Origin of the sequence: Methylobacterium platani (assembly GCF_001653715.1) — a bacterium.
In the GTDB taxonomy this organism is placed as follows: domain Bacteria; phylum Pseudomonadota; class Alphaproteobacteria; order Rhizobiales; family Beijerinckiaceae; genus Methylobacterium; species Methylobacterium platani.
In genome coordinates, this window is record NZ_LWHQ01000008.1 from 48,496 (window position 1) to 70,218 (window position 21,723).

At 72.3% G+C, this 21,723-nt stretch carries 23 protein-coding genes; 11 read left to right on the forward strand and 12 right to left on the reverse strand.

The window, feature by feature from the left end; all coding sequences use genetic code 11:
- Positions 1–122: 122 nt before the first annotated feature.
- Positions 123–1,151 (reverse strand): polyprenyl synthetase family protein, encoded by a 1,029-nt coding sequence (locus tag A5481_RS03645; RefSeq protein ID WP_064503780.1) that lies wholly within the window; start codon positions 1,149–1,151, stop codon positions 123–125.
- Positions 1,152–1,367: 216 nt separating this feature from the next.
- Here A5481_RS03645 and A5481_RS03650 point away from each other — a divergent pair, with 216 nt between their 5' ends.
- Entirely contained in the window at positions 1,368–1,595 is a 228-nt protein-coding gene (locus A5481_RS03650; protein WP_064503781.1) for a putative signal transducing protein, read from the forward strand.
- Positions 1,596–1,599: 4 nt separating this feature from the next.
- On the forward strand, positions 1,600–2,367 hold the full coding sequence (locus tag A5481_RS03655) for a tRNA1(Val) (adenine(37)-N6)-methyltransferase (RefSeq protein ID WP_064503782.1): 768 nt from the start codon (positions 1,600–1,602) through the stop codon (positions 2,365–2,367).
- 5 nt (positions 2,368–2,372) lie between these two features.
- Here A5481_RS03655 and dprA read toward each other — a convergent pair whose 3' ends face one another.
- The 6 genes from dprA to A5481_RS03685 are packed head-to-tail and all read right to left on the reverse strand — an operon-like array spanning position 2,373 to position 7,128.
- On the reverse strand, positions 2,373–3,563 hold the full coding sequence (dprA, locus tag A5481_RS03660) for a DNA-processing protein DprA (protein ID WP_064503787.1): 1,191 nt from the start codon (positions 3,561–3,563) through the stop codon (positions 2,373–2,375).
- Between the two features lie 57 nt (positions 3,564–3,620).
- Entirely contained in the window at positions 3,621–4,220 is a 600-nt protein-coding gene (gene plsY / locus A5481_RS03665) for a glycerol-3-phosphate 1-O-acyltransferase PlsY (RefSeq protein ID WP_048436987.1), read from the reverse strand.
- Positions 4,217–5,521 (reverse strand): dihydroorotase, encoded by a 1,305-nt coding sequence (locus tag A5481_RS03670; RefSeq protein ID WP_048436988.1) that lies wholly within the window; start codon positions 5,519–5,521, stop codon positions 4,217–4,219. The genes plsY and A5481_RS03670 overlap by 4 nt, the downstream gene beginning before the upstream one ends.
- A 45-nt stretch (positions 5,522–5,566) precedes the next feature.
- Positions 5,567–5,953: a type II toxin-antitoxin system HicB family antitoxin gene (locus A5481_RS03675; protein WP_053082586.1), complete on the reverse strand. Its 387-nt coding sequence runs from the start codon at positions 5,951–5,953 to the stop codon at positions 5,567–5,569.
- A complete protein-coding gene (locus A5481_RS35885; RefSeq protein WP_048436990.1) occupies positions 5,950–6,168 on the reverse strand; it encodes a type II toxin-antitoxin system HicA family toxin in 219 nt (72 codons plus the stop codon). The genes A5481_RS03675 and A5481_RS35885 overlap by 4 nt, the downstream gene beginning before the upstream one ends.
- A 12-nt stretch (positions 6,169–6,180) precedes the next feature.
- Positions 6,181–7,128 (reverse strand): aspartate carbamoyltransferase catalytic subunit, encoded by a 948-nt coding sequence (locus tag A5481_RS03685; RefSeq protein ID WP_048436991.1) that lies wholly within the window; start codon positions 7,126–7,128, stop codon positions 6,181–6,183.
- A gap of 201 nt (positions 7,129–7,329) precedes the next feature.
- On the opposite strand from A5481_RS03685, the gene topA reads away from it, so the two are divergent.
- Together topA and A5481_RS03695 are read left to right on the forward strand one after the other, a co-directional pair.
- The gene (gene topA, locus A5481_RS03690) at positions 7,330–10,107 is read left to right on the forward strand and encodes a type I DNA topoisomerase (RefSeq protein ID WP_048436992.1); all 2,778 of its coding nucleotides are present in this window, start codon (positions 7,330–7,332) and stop codon (positions 10,105–10,107) included.
- 280 nt (positions 10,108–10,387) lie between these two features.
- On the forward strand, positions 10,388–11,692 hold the full coding sequence (locus tag A5481_RS03695; protein WP_048436993.1) for an MFS transporter: 1,305 nt from the start codon (positions 10,388–10,390) through the stop codon (positions 11,690–11,692).
- Here the strand turns inward: A5481_RS03695 and ruvX are convergent.
- A complete protein-coding gene (ruvX, locus tag A5481_RS03700) occupies positions 11,620–12,114 on the reverse strand; it encodes a Holliday junction resolvase RuvX (protein ID WP_048436994.1) in 495 nt (164 codons plus the stop codon). The genes A5481_RS03695 and ruvX overlap by 73 nt on opposite strands.
- Before the next feature lie 110 nt (positions 12,115–12,224).
- Between ruvX and A5481_RS03705 the strand changes: the two genes are divergently transcribed.
- From A5481_RS03705 to gatB, 6 genes are all read left to right on the forward strand, one after another.
- Positions 12,225–12,926, forward strand: a complete 702-nt coding sequence (locus A5481_RS03705; protein WP_048436995.1) for a metal-dependent hydrolase — start codon at positions 12,225–12,227, stop codon at positions 12,924–12,926.
- A 145-nt stretch (positions 12,927–13,071) separates the two neighbouring features.
- Entirely contained in the window at positions 13,072–13,512 is a 441-nt protein-coding gene (locus A5481_RS03710) for a hypothetical protein (RefSeq protein WP_064503784.1), read from the forward strand.
- Positions 13,513–13,626: 114 nt separating this feature from the next.
- Positions 13,627–13,914 carry an Asp-tRNA(Asn)/Glu-tRNA(Gln) amidotransferase subunit GatC gene (gatC, locus tag A5481_RS03715; RefSeq protein ID WP_048435542.1) on the forward strand — a complete coding sequence of 96 codons (288 nt, stop codon included), beginning with the start codon at positions 13,627–13,629 and terminating at the stop codon, positions 13,912–13,914.
- A gap of 66 nt (positions 13,915–13,980) precedes the next feature.
- Positions 13,981–15,489 carry an Asp-tRNA(Asn)/Glu-tRNA(Gln) amidotransferase subunit GatA gene (gatA, locus tag A5481_RS03720; RefSeq protein ID WP_048435541.1) on the forward strand — a complete coding sequence of 503 codons (1,509 nt, stop codon included), beginning with the start codon at positions 13,981–13,983 and terminating at the stop codon, positions 15,487–15,489.
- A 41-nt stretch (positions 15,490–15,530) separates the two neighbouring features.
- A complete protein-coding gene (locus tag A5481_RS03725) occupies positions 15,531–15,794 on the forward strand; it encodes a hypothetical protein (protein ID WP_048435547.1) in 264 nt (87 codons plus the stop codon).
- A gap of 88 nt (positions 15,795–15,882) precedes the next feature.
- Entirely contained in the window at positions 15,883–17,355 is a 1,473-nt protein-coding gene (gatB, locus tag A5481_RS03730; protein WP_048435540.1) for an Asp-tRNA(Asn)/Glu-tRNA(Gln) amidotransferase subunit GatB, read from the forward strand.
- Positions 17,356–17,417: 62 nt separating this feature from the next.
- Here the strand turns inward: gatB and A5481_RS03735 are convergent, their stop codons facing one another.
- The 4 genes from A5481_RS03735 to A5481_RS03750 form a co-directional block, all read right to left on the reverse strand.
- Positions 17,418–17,870: a hypothetical protein gene (locus A5481_RS03735; protein ID WP_053082483.1), complete on the reverse strand. Its 453-nt coding sequence runs from the start codon at positions 17,868–17,870 to the stop codon at positions 17,418–17,420.
- Between the two features lie 201 nt (positions 17,871–18,071).
- Positions 18,072–18,455, reverse strand: coding sequence for a large exoprotein involved in heme utilization or adhesion (locus A5481_RS03740; RefSeq protein WP_082173283.1), 384 nt, complete (start codon positions 18,453–18,455; stop codon positions 18,072–18,074).
- Between the two features lie 95 nt (positions 18,456–18,550).
- On the reverse strand, positions 18,551–20,017 hold the full coding sequence (locus A5481_RS03745; RefSeq protein WP_048435538.1) for a UdgX family uracil-DNA binding protein: 1,467 nt from the start codon (positions 20,015–20,017) through the stop codon (positions 18,551–18,553).
- Entirely contained in the window at positions 20,017–21,228 is a 1,212-nt protein-coding gene (locus A5481_RS03750; protein WP_048435537.1) for a putative DNA modification/repair radical SAM protein, read from the reverse strand. The genes A5481_RS03745 and A5481_RS03750 overlap by 1 nt, the downstream gene beginning before the upstream one ends.
- Positions 21,229–21,385: 157 nt before the next feature.
- On the opposite strand from A5481_RS03750, the gene A5481_RS03755 reads away from it, so the two are divergent.
- On the forward strand, positions 21,386–21,595 hold the full coding sequence (locus A5481_RS03755) for a hypothetical protein (RefSeq protein ID WP_048435536.1): 210 nt from the start codon (positions 21,386–21,388) through the stop codon (positions 21,593–21,595).
- Positions 21,596–21,723: the final 128 nt, after the last annotated feature.

The following is a 21,723-nucleotide window of genomic DNA, read 5'->3' on the forward strand; positions in this document are numbered from 1 at the left end:
GCTCGTGTCGTGGACCGTGGCTGCAGCGCGTCGACAGGTCGCCGAGGCCCCGCCGCCGGCAGATGCCGACGACGATACCGGCCGCGCGAGACGCGGCGCCCGACCCCGCCCCTACCGCGCCCCTACCGCGCCCGCGCGATACAGAAATCCACCGCCTCGAGCAGGGCCTGCTTCATCGGCGAGGCCGGGAACAGCGCCAGCGCGTCCTTGGCCATGGCGCCGTAATGGCGCGCGCGCTCGATCGTGTCCTCGAGGGCGCGGTGGCGGCGCATGATCGCGATGGCCGCGTCGAGGTCGCTCGGCTCCTCGATCTCCTGGCGCTCCAGGGTGCGGCGCCAGAACGTCCGCTCCTCGTCGCTGCCGCGCCGGAACGACAGCACGACCGGCAGGGTGATCTTGCCCTCGCGGAAATCGTCGCCGACGTTCTTGCCGAGGTCGGCGCTGGTGCCGCCGTAATCGAGGGCGTCGTCGACGAGCTGGAAGGCGATGCCGAGATTCATGCCGTAGCTGCGGCAGGCGGCGATCTCGGCCTTCGGCCGCTGCGCCAGCACCGGGCCGACCTCGCAGGCCGCGGCGAACAGCTCGGCGGTCTTCGCCCGGATCACCGCGAGGTACTCGTCCTCGGTGGTCTCGGTGCTGCGGGCGGCGGTGAGCTGCATCACCTCGCCCTCGGCGATCACCGAGGCGGCCGAGGACAGGATGTCGAGGGCGCGCAGCGAGCCGACCTCGACCATCATCTTGAAGGCCTGGCCGAGTAGGAAGTCGCCGACGAGGACGCTGGCCTCGTTGCCCCACTTGATCCGCGCCGCGACCTTGCCGCGGCGCATGTCGCTCTCGTCGACGACGTCGTCGTGGAGCAGCGTGGCCGTGTGCATGAACTCGACGCTGGCGGCGAGCTTGACGTCGCCGTCGCCGGCCGGGTCGTACCCGCTGAGCGAGGCCGTCGCGAGCGTCAGGATCGGGCGCAGGCGCTTGCCGCCCGAGGAGATCAGGTGGTTGGCGACCTCCGGGATCATCGTCACGTCGGAGCCGGTGCGCGACAGGATCATCGCGTTGACGCGCTCCATCCCGGCCGCCACGAGGCCCACCAGGGCGTCGAGGCTGGCCTCCGGATCGGAGGGTCTGTCCTGAAGGGGAAGTACGACGCCCACGCCCGCGCGATCTCCTCGGAGCCGGCCCGGACCGCGGGGCCGCTCGATCTGTTCCCGCCCCCTTTGGCACGCGAGCGCCCCCGGCGGCAACACGCAAGCTGCCGCAAGGCCCGGAACCGGGGCGGCGGCCTGGGGATGCGGCGCACCCGGTCCGCAGGTGTGGTATGGCCGCCGCGATCCGAGCCAGGACACCGCGCGAGCCCCGACGACCGCACCATGATCGAGCTGATCCGCACCAACGACCTCGTCCTGATCGGCTTCGCGGAGTCGCTGCTCAGCGGCGCCGAGATCCCGGTCCTGGTGGCCGACAACCACATCAGCGTGATGGAAGGCATGATCGGCGCCTTCCCGCGCCGGTTGCTGGTGCCGGAGGACCATGCGCGCCAGGCCCGGCGCATCCTCACCGATGCGGGCCTCGCCCACGAGCTGCGCCACGAGGGGTGAGCCGATGAGCCCGCCGGACTCCGCCTCCCCGCCCGAATCCTGGCTCGGCGGCCGGCTCAGCCTCCGCCAGCCGCCGCGCGGTGCCCACCGGGCCGGGACCGACGCGGCGCTGCTCGCCGCGAGCGCCGACAGCAAGACCGCAAGCGGCATGACGGTGTGCGATCTCGGCGCCGGCACCGGCGCGGTCGGGCTCGCCGTCGCCCTCGCCTGCCCGGAGGCGCGCGTGACGCTGGTCGAGCGCGACCCGGAGGCCGCCGGCCTCGCGCGCCGCAACGTCGAGGAGAACGGGCTCGCCGACCGGGTCCGGGTGATCGAGGCCGACGTGACGGCGCCCGGGCGCGAGCGGCGGCAGGCCGGGCTCCTGCCCGATTCCGTGGACCTCCTGCTCACCAACCCGCCCTTCTTCGAGCCCGGCCGCACCCGGAGCTCGCCGGTGTCGGCGAAGGCGGCGGCGCACGGCTTCTCCGAGCCCGGCGGCCTGGAGGCCTGGCTGCGGACCTGCGCCGATCTCGTGCGCCCCGGCGGGCGGCTGGTGCTGATCCACCGCGCCGATGCGCTCCCGGCCTGCCTCGACGCACTGGCGGGCCGGTTCGGCGGGCTCGAGGTCACGCCGGTCCAGCCGCGGGCGGATGCGCCGGCGATCCGGGTGCTGGTCTCGGGCGTGCGCGGCAGCCGGGCGCCCTTCGCCCTGGTACCGGCCCTGGTGCTGCACGGGCCGGACGGGCGCTTCACGCCGGCGGTCGAGGCGATGCACCGGGGCGCGGCGCCCTGACCGGGTCAGCGCAGCGACACCGCTCCGCCCGGGTGCCGCCACACCTTCCCGTCGAGCTCCAGCTCCATCAGCAATCCCTGCACCACCCGCGCCGGCAGGCCGGCCTGTCGCGCCAGGGCATCGACCGGGACCGGGGACGGGCCGAGCAGCTCGAGCAGGATGGCCCGGTCGTCCTGCCGCGCCGGCACCGGGTCCGGGGCATCGTCGAGGGGCGCCTGCGCCGGCTCGGCCGCCATCGCGGTGACCGGGTCGGCCGAGAAGTCGATCTCGTCCCAGTACCGGGCCGGCTCGGGACGGTCCGCCGCGTCTTCGGCGCCCGTCTCCGGCGCCGGCCCGCCGATCAGGGGCGCCAGAACCGCCATCACGTGCTCGGGCGCGGCGCACAGGGTGGCGCCATCGCGGATGAGGTCGTTGGTGCCCTCGGCACGGGGATCGAGGGGCGAGCCCGGCACCGCGAAGACCTCGCGGCCCTGCTCCAGGGCGAAGCGGGCGGTGATCAGCGAACCGGAGCGGCGCGCCGCCTCCACCACGACCGTGCCGAGGGACAGGCCCGAGATGATGCGGTTGCGGCGCGGGAAATCGCGGCCGCGCGGCTCCCAGCCCATCGGCATCTCGGCGACGACGGCGCCACCGGAACCGAGGATGCGGGTCACCAGCTCCTCGTGCTCGGACGGGTAGATCCGGTCGAGCCCGCCGGCCAGCACGGCCACGGTCCCGCTCTGCAACGCCGCCTTGTGCGCGCGGGCATCGACGCCGCGGGCGAGGCCGGAGACGATCACCAGCCCCTCGGCGCCGAGCGCGTGCGACAGGCGCTCGGTGAAGGTGAGGCCGGCCGCCGAGGCGTTGCGCGAGCCGACGATGGCGACGGCGGGCCGCGTCAGGCAGGCCGCGTCGCCGCGGATCGCCAGGAGCGGCGGGGCGTCGGCGGTCGCCTGGAGCGGGAGGGGATAGTCCGGCTCGCCCATCGCCACGAAACGGGCGCCGAGGCGGGCGGCCGCCGCGATCTCGCGCTCGGCCTCCGCCCTGGTCGTCACCCGGATCGGCTTGCCCCGGGCCTTCGCGAGGTCCGGCAGGGCCTTGAGCGCCGCGCCGGCACCGCCGAAGCGGTTCACCAATCCCCGGAAGGTGCGGGGGCCGACGCCCTCCGAGCGGATCAGCCGGAGCCAGTCGAGCCGCTGCGCGTCGCTGAGGTGCACGCCCTTCACTCCCCTCGCAGGTCCGCCGGACCTTGGGTGAGGGTCGATGTCAGACCTTCAGCCCTTCTGCCCGATGCGCCCTTCCGTGCCTGCCGCGAGGCGGCGGATATTGGGCGCGTGCTTCCACCATAGCAGCAGGGCGAGCACGCAGAACAGCACCGCGAGGTGGGTTTGCCCGAACGCCCACAGGGCGGCAGGCGTCGCCGCGGAGGCCGCGAGCGCCGAGGCCGAGGAGTAGCGCAGCAGGAAGGCGAGGCCGAGCCAGACCGCCGCGAAGACCAGCACGCCGAGCGGATAGAGGCCGAGCAGCACGCCGATGAAGGTGGCGACGCCCTTGCCGCCCTTGAAGCCGAGCCAGACCGGGAAGAGGTGGCCGAGGAAGGCGCCGAGCCCCGCCGCCAGCGCCGCCTCCGGCCCGCCGAGGCGCGACGCGAGCAGCACCGCGGCCGTGCCCTTGAGCGCGTCGCCCAGGAGCGTCGCGGCGGCGAGCCCCTTGCGGCCGGTGCGCAGCACGTTGGTGGCGCCGATATTGCCCGAGCCGATGGCCCGCACGTCGCCGAGCCCGGCGAAGCGGGTCAGGATCAGCCCGAACGGAATCGCCCCGAAGAGGTAGCCGATGCCGAGCCAGAGGGCGATCGGAATCCAGTCCGGCGTCATCGGCCGGCCTCCTCGACGCGGTGGACGATGCGGCCGGCGACCATGGTCAGCGAGGCCAGACCCTGCAGGCGCGCCTCGTCGAAGGGCGAGTTCTTCGAGCGCGACTTCAGCCGGCGCTTGTCGAGGACGTAGGGCGCGTCCGGGTCGATCAGCACGAGGTCGGCCGGGGCGCCGGGGCTGAGGCGCCCGGTCTCGCGGCCGAGGACCCGCGACGGCGCGGCCGAGAGGGCGGCGAGAAGCCGCGGCAGCGCGACGTCGCCGGCATGGACCAGCCGGAGCGCGGCGGCCAGCACGGTCTCGATGCCGAGCGCCCCGTCGGCGGCCTCCGCGAAGGGCAGGCGCTTGGTCTCGACGTCCTGCGGGTTGTGATCGGAGACGATGACGTCGATCACGCCCTCGTTGAGCGCCGCCACCACGGCCTGGCGGTCGGCCTCGGTGCGCAGGGGCGGCGAGAGTTTGCAGAAGGTGCGGTAGTGACCGATGTCGTTCTCGTTCAGCACCAGGTTGTTGACCGAGACGCCGCAGGTGACCGGCAGGCCGGCCTCCTTGGCCCGCCGCACGATCTCGACCGAATCGGCGCACGAGATCATCGCGGCGTGGTAGCGCCCGCCGGTCAGGCGCACGAGGCGGATGTCGCGCTCGAGCAGGACCGTCTCGGCCTCCCGCGGGATGCCGTGCAGGCCGAGCCGCGAGGCCATCTCGCCCTCGTTCATCACCCCGTCGCCGACCAGCGTCGGCTCCTCGACGTGCTGCATCAGCAGCGCGCCGAAATCGCGGGCGTAGGTGAGCGCGCGCCGCATCACCTGGGCGTTGGTGACGGCTTTCAGCCCGTCGGTGAAGGCGACGGCGCCGGCCTCGGTGAGCAGGCCGAACTCGGTCATCACCTGGCCGGCGAGGCCCTTGGTGATGGCGGCGGCCGGCAGCACGTGGATGCAGGCGGTGTCGCGGGCGCGGCGCAGCACGAAGTCGACGATCGCCGGCTCGTCGATCGGCGGGTTGGTGTCGGGCATGCAGACCAGGGTGGTCACGCCGCCGGCGGCGGCCGCCGCGCTGGCGCTCGCCAGGGTCTCGCGGTGCTCGGCGCCGGGCTCGCCCACGAAGGCGCGCAGATCCACGAGTCCGGTCGTGAGCACCTGCCCGCCGCACTCGATCACCTCCGCGCCCTCCGGCACGGAAGCGGGCTTGCCCCAGTGGATGTCGGCGATCGTCCGGTCGCGGACGAGCACCGCGCCCGGGCCCTCGCGGCCGGTGGCGGGGTCGATCAGGTGGGCGTTGGTGAGGAGGATGCAGGAGGGTGACATCGGCCTACGGTGCGGGAAAAAGGAAGAAGAGAGATGCGGGCCGGATCAACCGGCGATCTCGTCGAGCACCAGGGCGCGGACCAGGCCGCTGCGGGTCAGGCCCCGCCGCTCGGCGGCCTGATCGACGGCTTGAAGCTGCGCGTCGTCGAGGCCGAGATCGTCGGCCGGCGGACGAACCGCGACCGCGACGTGGCCCGCTGCGAGAGCACCGGCGACATCCGGATCCGACCGCAGGATCTCGATGGAACGGGGCGCCGGCAGGGCGGCGCCATCCTCCCGAGCCAGGCCCGACCACTGCGCCAGGGCCTCCGCGGCCTGCGCCAGAGCCTCGTCGGCCGAGTCACCGGCGGCGACGCAGCCTGGCAGGTCGGGGAACCAGAGGCCCCAGAGGGTGCCGGGTTCCTTCTCCAGTATGCCGATATACGCGGTCACGGCTCCTCGCTCCCGTCCAGCCATCCGGCGTTCCGCGCGATCGACCGGGCGGTCCCGGACGGCAGGCTGCCGCGGCCCCGGGGCACTGCGATGTGCGGGCGTCCCGGCATGGTGTAGATGTCGTGCGGGCCCTTCGAAGGCCGGATCCGCCAACCCTCCCGCTCGAGACGCCGCCGGATCGCCTGGATATCAAGGTCGAAGGCCCGCGGCGGCATGTCAAGCGGCGGTCATGCGTTCGGCAAATGCGTCGCCAGCGCTTCCAGCACCGCCATCCGCACCGCGACCCCCATCTCGACCTGCTCGCGGATCAGCGACTGCGCGCCGTCGGCGACCTCGGAGGAGATCTCGACGCCGCGGTTCATCGGGCCGGGATGCATCACCAGGGCGTCGGCCCTGGCGTGGCTCAGCTTGTCGCCATCGAGGCCGAAATAGCGGAAATACTCCTTCACGGAGGGCACGAACGAGCCGTTCATCCGCTCGCGCTGGAGCCGCAGCATCATGACGATGTCGACGCCCGCGAGGCCCTTGCGCATGTCGGTGAAGACCTCGACGCCGAAGCGCTGGAGCCCCGGCGGCAGCAGGGTCGAGGGGCCGATCACCCGCACCCGGGCGCCGAGCGCCATGAGCAGGATGATGTTCGAGCGCGCGACCCGCGAGTGCAGGACGTCGCCGCAGATCGCGACCTGGAGCCCCTCGATCCGGCCCTTGTTGCGGCGGATGGTCAGCGCGTCGAGCAGCGCCTGGGTCGGGTGCTCGTGGGCACCGTCGCCGGCATTGACCACCGCGCAATCGACCTTGCGGGCAAGGAGATGCACCGCGCCGGCCTGGTGGTGGCGGACCACGATGATGTCGGGCCGCATCGCGTTCAGGGTCGCTGCGGTGTCGATCAGGGTCTCGCCCTTCTTCACCGACGAGGAGGCGACCGACATGTTCATCACGTCGGCGCCGAGGCGCTTGCCGGCGAGCTCGAACGAGGACTGGGTCCGGGTCGAGGGCTCGAAGAACAGGTTGATCTGGGTGCGCCCGCGCAGGGTCGTGCGCTTCTTCTCGACCTGGCGGCTGATCTCGACGGCCTCGTCGGCACGGTCGAGGAGCGCCACGATGTCGAGGGGCGAGAGGCCCTCGATGCCGAGGAGGTGGCGGTGCGGGAAGCCGGGAGGTGACTGGGTGCTCATCCTGAGCCCAGGGCTATAGGAGCGCGGCGCGCCGCCCGCAAGGACGAGCGTGCAGGAACGCTTCGGACCATCGGCGGTATTTGACAAGCGCCGCGTCATCACCCACTTGTCCGCTTCGCCGCGCGAAAATCCGCGCCAGCCGCCCCGCACAAGTTGAAGCCCGATCTGCCGCGGTGTGCTCTTCGAAGAGGCAGCCCGTCCATGAAAGTCGTCGTCGTCGAGTCGCCGGCCAAAGCCAAGACGATCAATAAATACCTCGGCAGCGACTACGAGGTGCTGGCTTCGTTCGGGCATATCCGGGATCTCCCGGCGAAAGACGGCTCGGTCGATCCCGAGCAGGACTTCCATATGCTGTGGGAGCTGGAGGATCGCGGGGCCAAGCGCGTCGCCGAGATCGCCAAGGCCGTCAAGGGCGCCGACAAGCTGATCCTGGCGACCGACCCGGACCGCGAGGGCGAGGCGATCTCCTGGCACGTGCTGGAGGCGCTCCAGGCCAAGAAGGTGCTCAAGGACATCCCGGTCGAGCGGGTGACCTTCAACGCCATCACCAAGGACGCGGTCGCGACCGCGATGGCCCAGCCGCGGGCGATCGACCAGGCCCTCGTCGACGCCTACCTGGCGCGGCGCGCGCTCGACTACCTCGTCGGCTTCAACCTCTCGCCGGTGCTGTGGCGCAAGCTGCCGGGCGCCCGCTCGGCCGGCCGCGTGCAGTCGGTGGCGCTCCGCCTCGTCTGCGACCGCGAGCGCGAGATCGAGACCTTCAAGCCGCGGGAATACTGGTCGATCGTCGCGACGCTCAAGACCGAGAGCGGCGCGGTGTTCGAGGCCCGGCTGGTGGGCGCCGACGGCAAGCGGATCCAGCGCCTCGACGTCGGCAACGCGGAGGAGGCCGAGGCCTTCCGGCGCGACCTGGAGCTTGCCACCTTCACGGTCGCCTCGGTCGAGGCCAAGCCCGCCAAGCGCCATCCCCAGCCGCCCTTCACCACCTCGACGCTGCAGCAGGAGGCCTCGCGCAAGCTCGGCCTCGCGCCGGCCCAGACCATGCGGGTGGCCCAGCGTCTCTACGAGGGCATCGAGATCGGCGGCGAGACCGTCGGCCTCATCACCTACATGCGGACCGACGGCGTCGACATGGCGCCGGAGGCGGTCGCCCAGGCCCGCCAGGTGATCGGCGCCGAGTACGGCGATGCCTACGTGCCGGGTGCGCCGCGCAAGTACAGCGTGAAGGCGAAGAACGCCCAGGAGGCCCACGAGGCGGTGCGCCCGACCGATCTCGGCCGGCTGCCGAAGGAGGTCGCCCGCTTCCTCGAACCGGAGCAGGCCAAGCTCTACGAGCTGATCTGGACCCGCACCGTGGCGAGCCAGATGGAGTCGGCCGAGCTCGAGCGCACGACGGTCGAGATCTCGGCGCAGGTCGGCCCGCGCCGCATCGACCTGCGCGCCACCGGCCAGGTGGTGAAGTTCGACGGCTTCCTCACCCTCTACCAGGAGGGCAAGGACGACGAGGAGGACGAGGAGTCCCGTCGCCTGCCGCCGATGCGCAAGGACGACGCGCTCACCCGCGAGCGCATCGCCGCGACCCAGCACTTCACCGAGCCGCCGCCGCGCTACTCCGAGGCGAGCCTGGTCAAGCGGATGGAGGAGCTCGGCATCGGCCGGCCCTCGACCTACGCCGCAGTGTTGCAGGTCCTGCGCGATCGCGAATACGTCAAGATCGACAAGAAGCGCCTGGTGCCGGAGGACAAGGGCCGGATCGTCACCGGCTTCCTCGAGAGCTTCTTCCGCCGCTACGTCGAGTACGACTTCACCGCTGACCTGGAAACCCAGCTCGACCGGGTGTCGAACGCCGAGATCGACTGGCGCGCGGTGCTCCGCGACTTCTGGCGCGACTTTTCCGCGGCGATCGCCGGGACCAAGGAGCTGCGCACCGCGGAGGTGCTGGAGGCGCTGAACGGGCTTCTCGCCGAGCACATCTTCCCGGCCAAGGCCGACGGCGGAAACCCGCGCGCCTGCCCGAACTGCGCCAGCGGCCAGCTCTCGCTCAAGCTCGGCAAGTTCGGCGCCTTCGTCGGCTGCTCGAACTATCCCGAGTGCAAGTACACCCGCCAGCTCAACGCCACCGGCCTCGACGGCGACGGCGAGGGATCCGGCGAGGGCGGCCAGCCCGGCGTGCGGGTGCTCGGCGACGATCCCGAGACCGGCCTGCCCGTGACCTTACGCGACGGCCGCTTCGGCCCGTTCCTGCAGCTCGGCGAGGCTTCGGCCGAGAAGGGGGCCGAGAAGCCGAAGCGCTCCTCCCTGCCCAAGGGCCTCGCTCCGTCGGCGGTCGACCTCGAGAAGGCGCTCAAGCTCCTGTCGCTGCCCCGCGAGGTGGCGCGCCACCCGGAGACCGGCGAGCCGATCCTGGCCAATATCGGCCGCTACGGCCCCTACGTGCAGCACGGCAAGACCTACGCCAATCTCGGCAAGGACGACGACGTGCTGGAGGTCGGCGCCAACCGGGCCATCGACCTGATCGTCCAGAAGGAGCAGGGCGGCGGGCGCCCGGCGCAGGATCCCGGCCGCCTGATCGGCACCGCGCCGGAGAGCGGCAAGCCGGTCACCGTCAAGGCCGGCCGCTACGGCGCCTACGTCACCGACGGCGAGATCAACGCCACCCTGCCGAAGGGGGCGGATGCCGAGGCGGTGACCCTCGACGAGGCCCTGCGCCTGATCGCGGCGCGGCGCGAGGCCGGCGGCGGGACGAAGAAGAAGGCGGGCGCGCGCAAGGCGCCGGCCAAGGCATCCGCGAAGACGGCAAAGGCCAAGACCACGAAGGCGGAGGCTGCCGAGGCTTCCGCCGAGAACGGCGGCGAGGCGGCGACCGCCAAGCCCACGGCCCGAAAGGCGGCGGCGAAGGGCACGGCGACGACGGCCACCGCTGCCAAGAAGGCACCGGCGAAGAAGCCGGCCGCGAAGAAGAGCGCGGCGGGGGAGTAGGCGGGCGGCCAGGTTCCGCCTGTCCCGACCTGCACCGGGCGATCCGGGGAGAGGAGAAGCGGCGGTTTCTCGTTTCCCGGGAGCGACGCCGGGCCTGCCTGACGTCGCCGCTCGGTCGCGGATTCCGGGCATGCCCGGAATCCGTCGGGGAGAGGAGAGCATCGGCGCCGGAGCCTGTCCGTCGGATCTCCGACCCGCCCGGATTGCACCGCAAGAACCGGGTTTCGGCCCTCGCCCGATCTCAGGCACGGTCCGGCCACCCGCAGCCGGATCGTCCGCCATGCCCTCAACCCCCATGCCCTCAAACTCCCTGCCCCGCGCCTTCGGGCGGCTCGCCGCCGCCAATCTCGCGGCGCAATCCGCCGAGCAGATCGCGCTCGCCGCCATCCCGATCGTGGCGGTGCTGGGCCTCGGCGCGCAGGAGGGCGAGGCCGGGCTGCTCCAGACCGCGCTCACCCTGCCCTTCCTGGTCGCGGCGATCCCGGCGGGGCTGCTCGCCGACCGGCTGCCGCGCCGCGGCCTGATGGCGGGCGCCGAGCTCCTGCGGGCCGCCGCCCTCGCGACGATCCTGGTCCTCGCCCTGCTGGGCCAGGCGAGCTGGCCGCTGCTGGCCGGCCTCGGCTTCCTGTCGGCCTGCGGCACGGTGGTGTTCAGCGTCGCGGGGCCCGCCCTGGTGCCGGCGCTCGTGCCGCCGGCCGCGCTCGGCACCGCCAATGCCCGTATCGAGCTCGCCCGCACCGCCGCCTTCGCGGGCGGGCCGGCGCTCGGCGGCGCGCTGGTCGGCTGGACCGGGGCGGCACCGGCCTTCGCGGTGGCGGTGGCGCTCTCTCTGGCGGCGGCGCTCGCGCTCGTCGGAATCGCCGAACCCCGGCGCCCGGCACCGCCCCGCCGCCATCCCTGGCGCGAGATCCGCGAGGGCGCCGCCTTCGCGGTCCGTCATCCGCTGCTGCGGCCGGTGCTCGCGACCCAGGTGGTGTTCAACACCGCGTTCTTCCTGCTGCTCGCGGCCTTCGTCCCCTACGCCGCGCGCCACCTGCGCCTCGACGCCGCCGGCATCGGCGTGGTGCTGGGCCTCTACGGGCTCGGCATGATGGCCGGCGCCCTCCTCAGCCCGGCGATCCTGCGGCACCTGCGCTTCGGCCGGGTCGTCGGCATCGGGCCGCTCGCGGGTCTGGCGGCTTCCGCCGTCGTGGCGCTGACGATCGTCGTGCCGAGCCCGGCCCTCGCCGGGGCCGGGCTGTTCCTCCTCGGCGCCGGCCCGATCCTGTGGGTGATCAGCACCACGACCCTGCGCCAGGCGGTGACGCCGGCGGCGATGCTCGGGCGCGTCTCGGGCCTCAGCGTGATGAGCCAGGGGGCGCGGCCCCTCGGCGCGGCCCTGGCGGCCCTGGTCGGCGGGCTGTCGGGCGCCGAGGCCTGCCTGGTCCTGGCGGTCGTCGTCTTCGCGCTCCAGGCGCTCCTGATCTGGACCTCGCCGGCGGTGCGGCTCGCGCACCTGCCGGCCGGGCCGCCTCACCACTCGGACGAGTCGTCCCCGTCCTCCCTCAAGCCGTCGAGCACGTCGAGGCAGCCCTGCAGGATGTAGGCGGCGGCGAGCTTGTCGACGAGTTCGCCGCGCCGGGCTCGGGAGGCGTCGGCCTCGAGCAGCGTGCGGGTGACGGCGGCGGTCGACAGCCGCTCGTCCCAGAACAGGACCGGCAGGGGCAGGATCGGCTTGAGGTTACGCACGAAGGCCCGGGTCGACTGGACCCGCGGCCCCTCGCTGCCGTCCATGTTGAGCGGCAGCCCGATCACCAGCCCGCCGACGGCGTGCTTCACGGCGACGGCCGACAGGGCCGCGGCGTCGGGCGTGAACTTCACCCGCCGGATCGTCTCGAGCGGCGAGGCGATCCGGCGCTGCACGTCCGAGAGGGCGAGGCCGATGGTCTTGGTGCCGAGGTCGAGCCCGAGCAGGCGGGCGCCGCCGCGCGACTCGGCCGCGAAGGCTTCGATCGCCTCCCGGTTCACGGCCGGCCTCCGCGCGTTAGGTAGGCCTTGCCGGCCCCGCCCTGCCGCGGCGTCCGGGCGGTCGGCCGCCGAGTTCCACCCTGCACGCTCACTCGCCCGGAGATCGTCCGATGCGCATCACCTGGTTCGGCCATTCCGCCTTCCGCCTCGATTTCGGGTCCGCTCACGTGTTGATCGATCCGTTCTTCAGCGGCAACCCGGCCTTCGACGGCGACCGCACGGCGGCGACCGCGGGCGCCACCCATATCCTGGTCACCCACGGCCACGGCGACCATGTCGGCGACACCGTCGAGATCGCCGCCGAGACCGGGGCCAAGGTCGTCACCAACTACGACCTGTGCATGTGGCTGGCCTCGAAGGGCGTGACGCAGTTCGAGCCGATGAACACCGGCGGCACCGTCGACGTCGGCGGCTTCCGGGTCAGCCTGGTGCGGGCCGACCACTCCGCCGGCATGAGCGAGGCCGGGGTGACGGTGCCGCTGGGGCTGCCCAACGGCGTGATCGTGCGCGCCGAGGGCGAGCCGACGGTCTACCACATGGGCGACACCGACATCTTCGGCGACATGGCGCTGATCCAGGAGATCTACCGCCCCGACGTGCTGATGGTGCCGATCGGCGACCGGTTCACCATGGGGGCCGAGACTGCGGCGCTCGCGGTCAAGCGCTTCTTCCGGCCGAAGGCGGTGATCCCCTGCCATTACGGCTCCTTCCCGATCGTCGATCCGAGCGCCGACCGCTTTGTCGCCGCCCTCGACGGCAGCGGCGTGCAGGTGATCGTGCCGCACAAGGGCACCGCCGTCACGGTGCAGTAGGCCCTCCCGGCCGCCCTCCCGGGGGCGGCCGTCCCGGGCGGGCGGGCGTGGACCGGTTAAGGTTAACGAAAGGTTGACGTGGCGGGCCGGAGCCGGCGGGATTAACAAACCGTTAACCTGCCGTCCCCCGTCAACGAGGTCGCCCGTGGCTGCCGACATCCTTCCCTTCGCCGCCTCACGACAGGCGCCGGACCCGGACCCGCGGCAGCAGGGCCGGATGACCCTCGACCTCGACGGCGCGGTGAGCCCCTTGCGGGGCAAGCTGCCGGCCACGGCCGGGAGCTTCGCCCCGGCCGAGGCGGCCCCGCCCCTGCGGCGGGTGCCGGCCGAGGCGATCCTCGTCATCGGCCGCCGGATCCGCCAGGCGGCAACCTTGCAGGCTGCAACCTTGCCCGCCGCGACCTTGCCGGCCCGGCCGCGAATGCCGCGCAAGCACAAGCTGATGCTGCTGACCGCCGCCGCGGTGCTCTATACCGGCAGCATGGAGGCGCGCCGGCACTTCAAGCCGCGGGCGGTGCTGATCGAGGTGCCGCAGACCCGCTCCAACGCCATCGTGGCGCTGCCGGTGCGGATCCCGGCGGCCTGAGGTCCCGGGCGCCCGTTGCGGCAGCGCGAAAGCCGGTGCTATAGCGCCCCGCGGCCGTCCACCGGCCGCCGGGCCGCGCGAGCCCGGTCCCTCGCTAGTCCGAACGGAGTGCCCATGTCGGTCGACGCCAAGACGGTCCGGCGCATCGCGCACCTGGCGCGGATCGCGGTCACCGACGACGAGGTGGCGCCGCTCCAGGGCGAGCTCAACGCCATCCTGTCCTTCGTCGAGCAGCTCGACGCGGTCGACGTCTCCGGCATCGAGCCGATGACCTCGGTGACCCCGATGGCGATGAAGAGCCGCGAGGACGTGATCACCGACGGCGGGCACGCCCGCGAGATCGTGTTCAACGCGCCGCTGACCGAGGACAACTATTTCGTGGTGCCGAAGGTCGTCGAGTAATCGACGGGACGACCGACGAACGCGCACCCATGGCGGCCCTTCGGGCCCCGACAGGACGAGACGACCGTGAGCACCAAGCCGGCAGAGCTGACCGACCTTACCCTGGCGCAGGCCCGCGACGGCCTGCGGGCGAAGGAGTTCTCCGCCCGCGAGCTCGCCCAGGCCCATATCGACGCGATCGAGAAGGCGCGGGCGCTCAACGCCTACCTGCTCGAGACGCCCGACCGGGCGCTCGCGATGGCCGACGTCGCCGACCAGAAGCTCGCCGCCGGCGAGGCCCGGCCGCTCGAGGGCCTGCCGCTCGGCATCAAGGACCTGTTCTGCACCCACGGCGTCACCACGACGGCCGCCTCGAAGATCCTCGAGGGCTTCCAGCCGCACTACGAATCGACCGTCACCCACAACCTGTGGCGCGACGGCGCGGTGATGCTGGGCAAGCTCAACCTCGACGAGTTCGCCATGGGCTCGTCCAACGAGACCAGCGCCTACGGCCCGGTGGTCTCGCCCTGGCGGCGCAAGGGGCCCGACGGCGCCCTGTCCGACACCAGGCTGGTGCCCGGCGGCTCGTCGGGGGGCTCGGCCGCCGCGGTCGCGGCCCGCCTGTGCCTGGGCGCCACCGCCACCGATACCGGCGGCTCGATCCGCCAGCCGGCGGCCTTCACCGGCACGGTCGGCATCAAGCCGACCTACGGCCGCTGCTCGCGCTGGGGCACCGTCGCCTTCGCCTCCTCCCTCGACCAGGCCGGGCCGATCGCCCGCACGGTGCGCGACACCGCGATCCTGCTGACCTCGATGTCTGGCCACGACGCCAAGGACACCACCTCGGTCGATCTGCCGGTGCCCGATTTCGAGGCGGCGGTGAACCGCGGCGTGAAGGGCCTGACCATCGGGATCCCGAAGGAGTACCGGGTCGAGGGCATGCCGGCCGAGATCGAGCGGCTGTGGCAGCAGGGCGCCGACTGGCTGCGCGAGGCCGGCGCCAAGGTCGTCGAGGTCTCGCTGCCGCACACGCGATACGCGCTGCCGGCCTACTACATCGTGGCGCCGGCCGAGGCCTCCTCGAACCTCGCCCGCTACGACGGCGTCCGCTACGGGCTTCGCGTGCCGGGGAAGGACATCGTCGGGATGTACGAGGGCACCCGCGCCGCCGGCTTCGGCCGCGAGGTCAAGCGCCGGATCATGATCGGCACCTACGTGCTCTCGGCCGGCTACTACGACGCCTACTACGTCCGGGCGCAGAAGATCCGCACGCTGATCAAGCGCGACTTCGAGCAGGTCTACGCCTCGGGCGTCGACGCGATCCTGACGCCAACGACCCCGTCCGCCGCCTTCGGCTTCGGCGAGAAGGCGAAGGCCGACCCGGTCGAGATGTATCTCCTCGACGTGTTCACCGTGACGGTGAACATGGCGGGCCTTCCCGGCATCGCGGTCCCGGCGGGCCTCGACGGACAGGGCCTGCCGCTCGGCCTGCAGCTGATCGGCCGTCCCTTCGACGAGGAGACGCTGTTCGCCGCCGGCCAGGTCATCGAGGAGGCGGCCGGCCGCATCGCCCTGCCGCAGGCGTGGTGGGCGTGAACCACCCGACCGTCCCCTACTACCCGCCCGAAGTCTGGATCATGGCGGCGTTCGATCCCGTCCTGATCGGGCTCGCGCTCTATCTCGGCTGGAAGGCGGACCAGTTCGGCAAGGTGGTGCTCGTCGCGATCATCGCCCTCGTCGGCTCGGTGCTGGTCTCCTGGGTGGTGACCGGAATCGGGGTGCCGTGGCCGGCGCCGATCGGGCGGGAGTTGCCCACCTTCTTCCCGGTGCGGACGGGGGCGGCGCTCGTCTACGCGATCGTCGGCTACTCCGCCCGCCGGGTGATCGCGCCGCGCGCTTGACGCCCGAGCGCCGCCCTTCCTACTAGGCAGGACACCGTCACCTCTCCCACGGGAGAGGCGAGATTCGTGCGAGAGACAGAAGACCGCCATGACCGCTCCCGTGAACCCCAAGAAGCTGATCAAGGGCGCGCTGGGCGACTGGGAGGTGGTGATCGGCATGGAGATCCATGCCCAGGTCACCAGCCGCTCGAAGCTGTTTTCCGGCGCGCCGACCGCCTTCGGGGCCGAGCCGAACGACAACGTCTCGCTGGTCGACGCCGCGATGCCCGGCATGCTGCCGGTGATCAACCGCGAATGCGTCGCGCAAGCCGTGCGCACCGGCCTCGGCCTCAAGGCGCAGATCAACCACCGCTCGGTGTTCGACCGGAAGAACTACTTCTACCCGGACCTGCCCCAGGGCTACCAGATCAGCCAGTACAAGAGCCCGATCGTCGGCGAGGGCGAGGTGCTGGTCGACCTGCCCGACGGCGAGAGCATCACGGTCGGGATCGAGCGCCTGCACCTCGAGCAGGATGCCGGCAAGTCGCTGCACGACCAGTCCCCGACGATGAGCTTCGTCGACCTCAACCGGTCGGGCGTGGCGCTGATGGAGATCGTCTCGAAGCCGGACCTGCGCTCGTCGGAGGAGGCAAAGGCCTACGTGACGAAGCTGCGCACCATCCTGCGCTACCTCGGCACCTGCGACGGCGACATGGAGAAGGGCAATCTCCGCGCCGACGTGAACGTCTCGGTGCGCAAGGTCGGCGCGCCCTTCGGCACCCGCTGCGAGATCAAGAACGTCAACTCGATCCGTTTCATCGGCCAGGCGATCGAGGTCGAGGCCCGGCGCCAGATCGCGATCATCGAGGATGGCGGCACGATCGACCAGGAAACCCGCCTGTTCGATCCGAACAAGGGCGAAACCCGCTCGATGCGCTCGAAGGAAGAGGCGCACGACTACCGCTACTTCCCCGATCCGGACCTGCTGCCGCTGGAATTCGACCAGGCCTTCGTCGACGGCCTCGCGGCCGGCCTGCCGGAGCTCCCCGACGCCAAGAAGGCCCGCTTCATCGAATCGTACGGCCTGTCGCCCTACGACGCGACGGTGCTGGTGGCCGAGCGTACTTCTGCCGACTACTTCGAGGCCGTGGCCAAGGGCCGCGACGGCAAGAGCGCGGCGAACTGGGTCATCAACGAGCTGTTCGGCCGCCTGAACAAGGAGGGCCGATCGATCGAGGACAGCCCGGTCTCGGCGGACCAGCTCGGCGCGATCGTCGATCTCATCGGCGACGACACCATCTCGGGCAAGATCGCCAAGGACGTGTTCGAGATCGTCTGGAGCGAGGGCGGCGAGCCGCGCCAGATCGTCGAGAGCCGCGGCCTGCGCCAGGTGACCGATACCGGCGCGATCGAGGCGGCGATCGACCAGATCATCGCGGCCAATCCCGACAAGGTCGAGCAAGCGAAGGCGAAGCCGACCCTGCTCGGCTGGTTCGTCGGCCAGACCATGAAGGCCACCGGCGGCAAGGCCAATCCGGCGGCGGTGAACGCCCTCCTGAAGGCGAAGCTCGGCATCGAGTGAGGCCAACCGCCCCTGCCGCGTGACACGGGCGGGACCACGTCCCGCCCGTCGTCCCGGTGGCGCTACGGCTCCTCGGCCGGGGCGGCCGGCGGCGTCTCGCTGTCGGGCCGGGGCTCGGCAGTGGCGACCGCCTTGGTGGCGAGCAGCGGCTCGAGGCGGCGCGCCAGCTCCTGGCCGAGATGGCGGGCATAGGGACCGGTGAAGTAGCGCCCGCCGGCGCCGCGCCCCTCCAGGTGGTCGCGCGCCTTGGTCATCGCGTCGACCTCCGGCCGGCACAGGAAGCCGATCACGCCGGCCGCCTCGTACCAGCGCCCGGCGCGGGCATGCGCGAGCGCCGCCGGGTTGTTGCCGATCGTCTCGGCGAAGCAATCCGTCGCCGCCTGTTCGAGGGGGGCGAGCATCGCGCGCCGATGCTCGGCGCGGGGCCCTTGCGCGGCCGCGGCCGGGTGGGCCGCAGCGGCCAGTTCCATCGCCGCGAGGGTACCAATCGCGCCGTACAGCAGAGCTCTCATCATCCGGGCCTCGGCCGAATCAACCGCCTGTATCCCGGCAAGCCTCGTGCCGATCAAGGGCGGATCTTGGGCGAAATCCGGCGCAAAAGCAGATTCCCGACCGCCGTGTGCTGCAAACCCCAAGCTGAGCGGCAGAGTTTGCCTGGAGCCGCGGCGCTCGACCGCGAGCCGCGGCGATCGGCCGTCAGCCGCGGCGCTTGGCCGTCAGCCGCGGCGCTCGGCGTTCCAGCGGCCCTTGCAGCTGGTCGAGCCGGAGGTGGTCCAGGTTCCGTTGCCGCCGCCCTCGGCGGCGAGGCGGCCGACCACCTGGGCCGCGGCGTCGCCCCGGCTGATCGTCGCCCGCACGGCGCCGCTCGGCTGCACCCTCCCGGACACGGTGAAGTCGCTGCCGCCGGCGTAGCGGGCCTGGCCGTTCTGGATGATGACGCCGTAGCGGTAGGCGCGGTCGCAGGATCCGCTCTCGGTGATGACCTCGACGCTCCAGGTGCCGTCGAAGCGGGTCGGCGCCTTGGCGCTGCCCTTGGCGGCGAGAGCGGGCGCTACCGCGCCGGCCAGAAAAGCTCCCGCCGCGAGGGCGGACACGATCATCCTCATCAATCTCGGTTCCCGGTTCGGTCTGGCGACAAACTCGACAGGACCGGGATGGTTTCCGCATTGCGGCGTTATCCCGGACGCATCCGGCCCTACCCGGCACCGCTCGGCGCGAGGTCCGCCGCCAGGGATGCCGCCCGCCGCAGGTCGTCGACGAAGCCCGCATAGGCTTCGTCCCGCGCCTCGTCGGGCAGGCGCAGCAGGTAGGACGGGTGGACGGTGACGAAGCCCCGGAACGGCTTGCCCCCGAAATCCGAGGGTCCGCGGGCGCGGGTGATCGGGACCTGGCGGCCGGAGAGCGCCAGAACCGCGGTGGCGCCGAGCGCCACCACGAGCCGCGGGGCCACGAAGGCGAGCTCGCGGTCGAGCCACCAGCGGTAATGCGCGACCTCGCCGGCGGTGGGCTTCTGGTGGATGCGCCGCTTGCCCCGCGCCTCGAACTTGAAGTGCTTGACCGCATTGGTCAGGTAGGCGTCACGGCGGGCGATGCCCGCCTCGCGCAGGGCTCGCGACAGGAGCTGGCCCGCCGGGCCGACGAAGGGCCGGCCCTGCAGGTCCTCCTGGTCGCCCGGCTGCTCGCCGACGAAGGCGATGGCGGCGCCCGGCCTTCCCTCGCCGAGCACCGCCTGCGTCGCCCCGGGCACCAGGGGCTCGGAGGCGCGGATGATCGCATTCAGGGCTTCCAGCGAGGCGGGCTCCTGCGCTGCCATCGCGGCGAGCGCCCGGGCCGGCACGCGCTTGACGGGCGCTTCCGGCGCGCGCTCGATCATCGCGCCGACCCGCTGGCCGGCCGCCCGCACGAGCCCCGGGATCGCCGCGGTCTCGGGCATGTTGTGCCAGTACTTCTTCGGCATCTCGGCCCGCATCGCCGCGAGGTTGGTGCGCGCCGGGTTGAAGGTGCTCGCGTAATAGTCGGTCCAGCCGGCCTCGAAGGCGTCGTGCTCCGGCACGTCCTCGCGCCGGCCGGGCGGCCCGAAGGACAGGGTCCGACCGTCCCACTGCGCCGACCCGTCCGGGGTCAGGATCGACCAGTCGAAGGACGGGAAGCGGGCGGCGAAGAACGGCGCCGCCTCCGCCAGGATGTGGTGCTCGGGCTCGAACCAGGCGGCGAAACGCTCGCGACTGCCTTCTCCCGATCCGTCCCCCGCCCCGACCCAGCGAAAGCGCAGGAAGGCGTGCATCTTGTGCAGGTCGCGCCCCACCGCCTTGCGCATCAGGTGCAGGCGGTGGACCAGCGGGTCGCTGGCGACCTCGGCCAGGTGGCGCTCGCCCTGCGCCACGCGCCAGATCAACCGGTGGAGGAGGCCGTGGCGCTCCGGGTCGCGGTGCATCAGCACCGCCGGGACGAGGGTTGCCACCGCCCGCGGCAGGGCGAGGGCCGGAGCGGCGGGGCCGGCCGCGGGCTCATCCGGAAACAGCGACGGCGCGTCGCCCTCGGCCCAGGTCACCGCCTCCGGCGGGATCTCGTCCGCGACGAGGTGGCGGACCGCTGCCCGGAACCCGTCGAGGTCGGCGCCCGGCCGCAGGCGGATCGTGCGGCTTGCCATCGCACTTGCCATCAGAACAGGCTCAGCTGGCGCGGCGGCTCGGCGAGGCGCGCACGCAGGTCGAGCCGGTCGGTGAGCCGCGTCGGCGCGTAATCGGCGGCGACCAGGAAGGGCCGGGCGCGCTTGAGGCCGGAGGTCAGGCGCGCGACGTCGTCGAGCCGCAGGGTGGCGTGGCGGCGCGCCGCCACGATCTTGTCGACCGCCCGGACGCCGAGGCCCGGCACCCGCAGCAGCATCTCCCGGTCGGCGCGGTTGACGTCGACGGGGAATCGGTCGCGGTTGCGCAGGGCCCAGGCGAGCTTCGGGTCGACGTCGAGGGCGAGCATGCCCGACTCGGTCGCCCCCGCCACGTCGTCGGGCGAGAACTCGTAGTACCGCATCAGCCAGTCGGCCTGGTACAGCCGGTGCTCGCGCTGCAGCGGCGGGGATTGGCTCGGCAGGATCGAGGCGGCGTCGGGGATCGGGCTGAAGGCCGAGTAGTAGATCCGCTTCAGCCCGTAATGGTCGTAGAGCCGGGCGCTGGTGCGGATCAGCGATTCGTCGGTGCTGGCATCGGCGCCGACGATCACCTGGGTCGATTGCCCGGCGGGGGCGAAGCGGCGCTTCTCCTCCTTGGCCTGCAGGATGCGCTCGCCCATCTGGCCCATCGCGGTCTGGATCGCGGCGCCGTCCTTCTCCGGCGCCAGCCGCTCCAGGCTCGCCTCGGTCGGCAGCTCGAGGTTGATCGACAGCCGGTCGGCGTAGAGCCCGGCCTGCTCGATCAGCCACGGGCTCGCCTCGGGGATGGTCTTCAGGTGGATGTAGCCGCGAAAGCCGTGGCGCTGGCGCAGGGTCTTCGCCACCCGGATCAGCTGCTCCATCGTGTGGTCTGGCGAGCGGATGATCCCGGAGGAGAGAAACAGCCCCTCGATGTAGTTGCGCTTGTAGAACTCGACCGTCAGCGTCACCACCTCGTCGACCGAGAACCGGGCCCGGCGGACGTTCGAGGAGCGTCGGTTGACGCAGTAGGCGCAGTCGAACAGGCAGTAATTGGTGAGCAGGATCTTGAGCAGCGAGACGCAGCGCCCATCCGGCGTATAGGCGTGGCAGATGCCCGCCCCGGTGGTCGAGCCGAGCCCGCCGGCCTCGGCCTTGCGCTTCGGCGCCCCGGACGAGGCGCAGGAGGCATCGTACTTCGCCGCGTCGGCGAGGATGGTGAGCTTCTTCTTCAGGGCGTCGTCCATGCCCGCAACCTGGCGGTCGTTCCTGCTTTGTTCAAGACGGGAACGGCGAAATCCCCGTGGTCGATGGCCGCATCCGTCAGCCCTCGCCGGGAACCTGCCGCGTGCCCCATCGTTACTCTGCCGATTGGACTTGTTCTAATTCGCAAGGAGACGCCGCATGGCTTCGACCCCGTCCGCGAACTGCCACAGCTGCCGCTACTTCGACGACCACAAGCTCAACGGCGCCACCGCGCAGGGTGAGGAGGGCCTGTGCCGCTTCAACCCGCCGGTGAGCCAGCCCGAGCCGCAGGGCCACGGCCTGTGGCCGGTGGTATCGGCCCAGGACTGGTGCGGGCACTTCTCGCCGGAGATGATGGCGGGCGAGTAGGCTCCCGTCCGCGACGATGCGTCAGGAAGGCCGGCCCGCCAGGGCCGGCCTCTTCGCGTTCCGGCCCGCACCGCCGTCGCGCGACCGGACACGTCCGGAACCCCGCCACCCCCGACACGTTGCGCAGG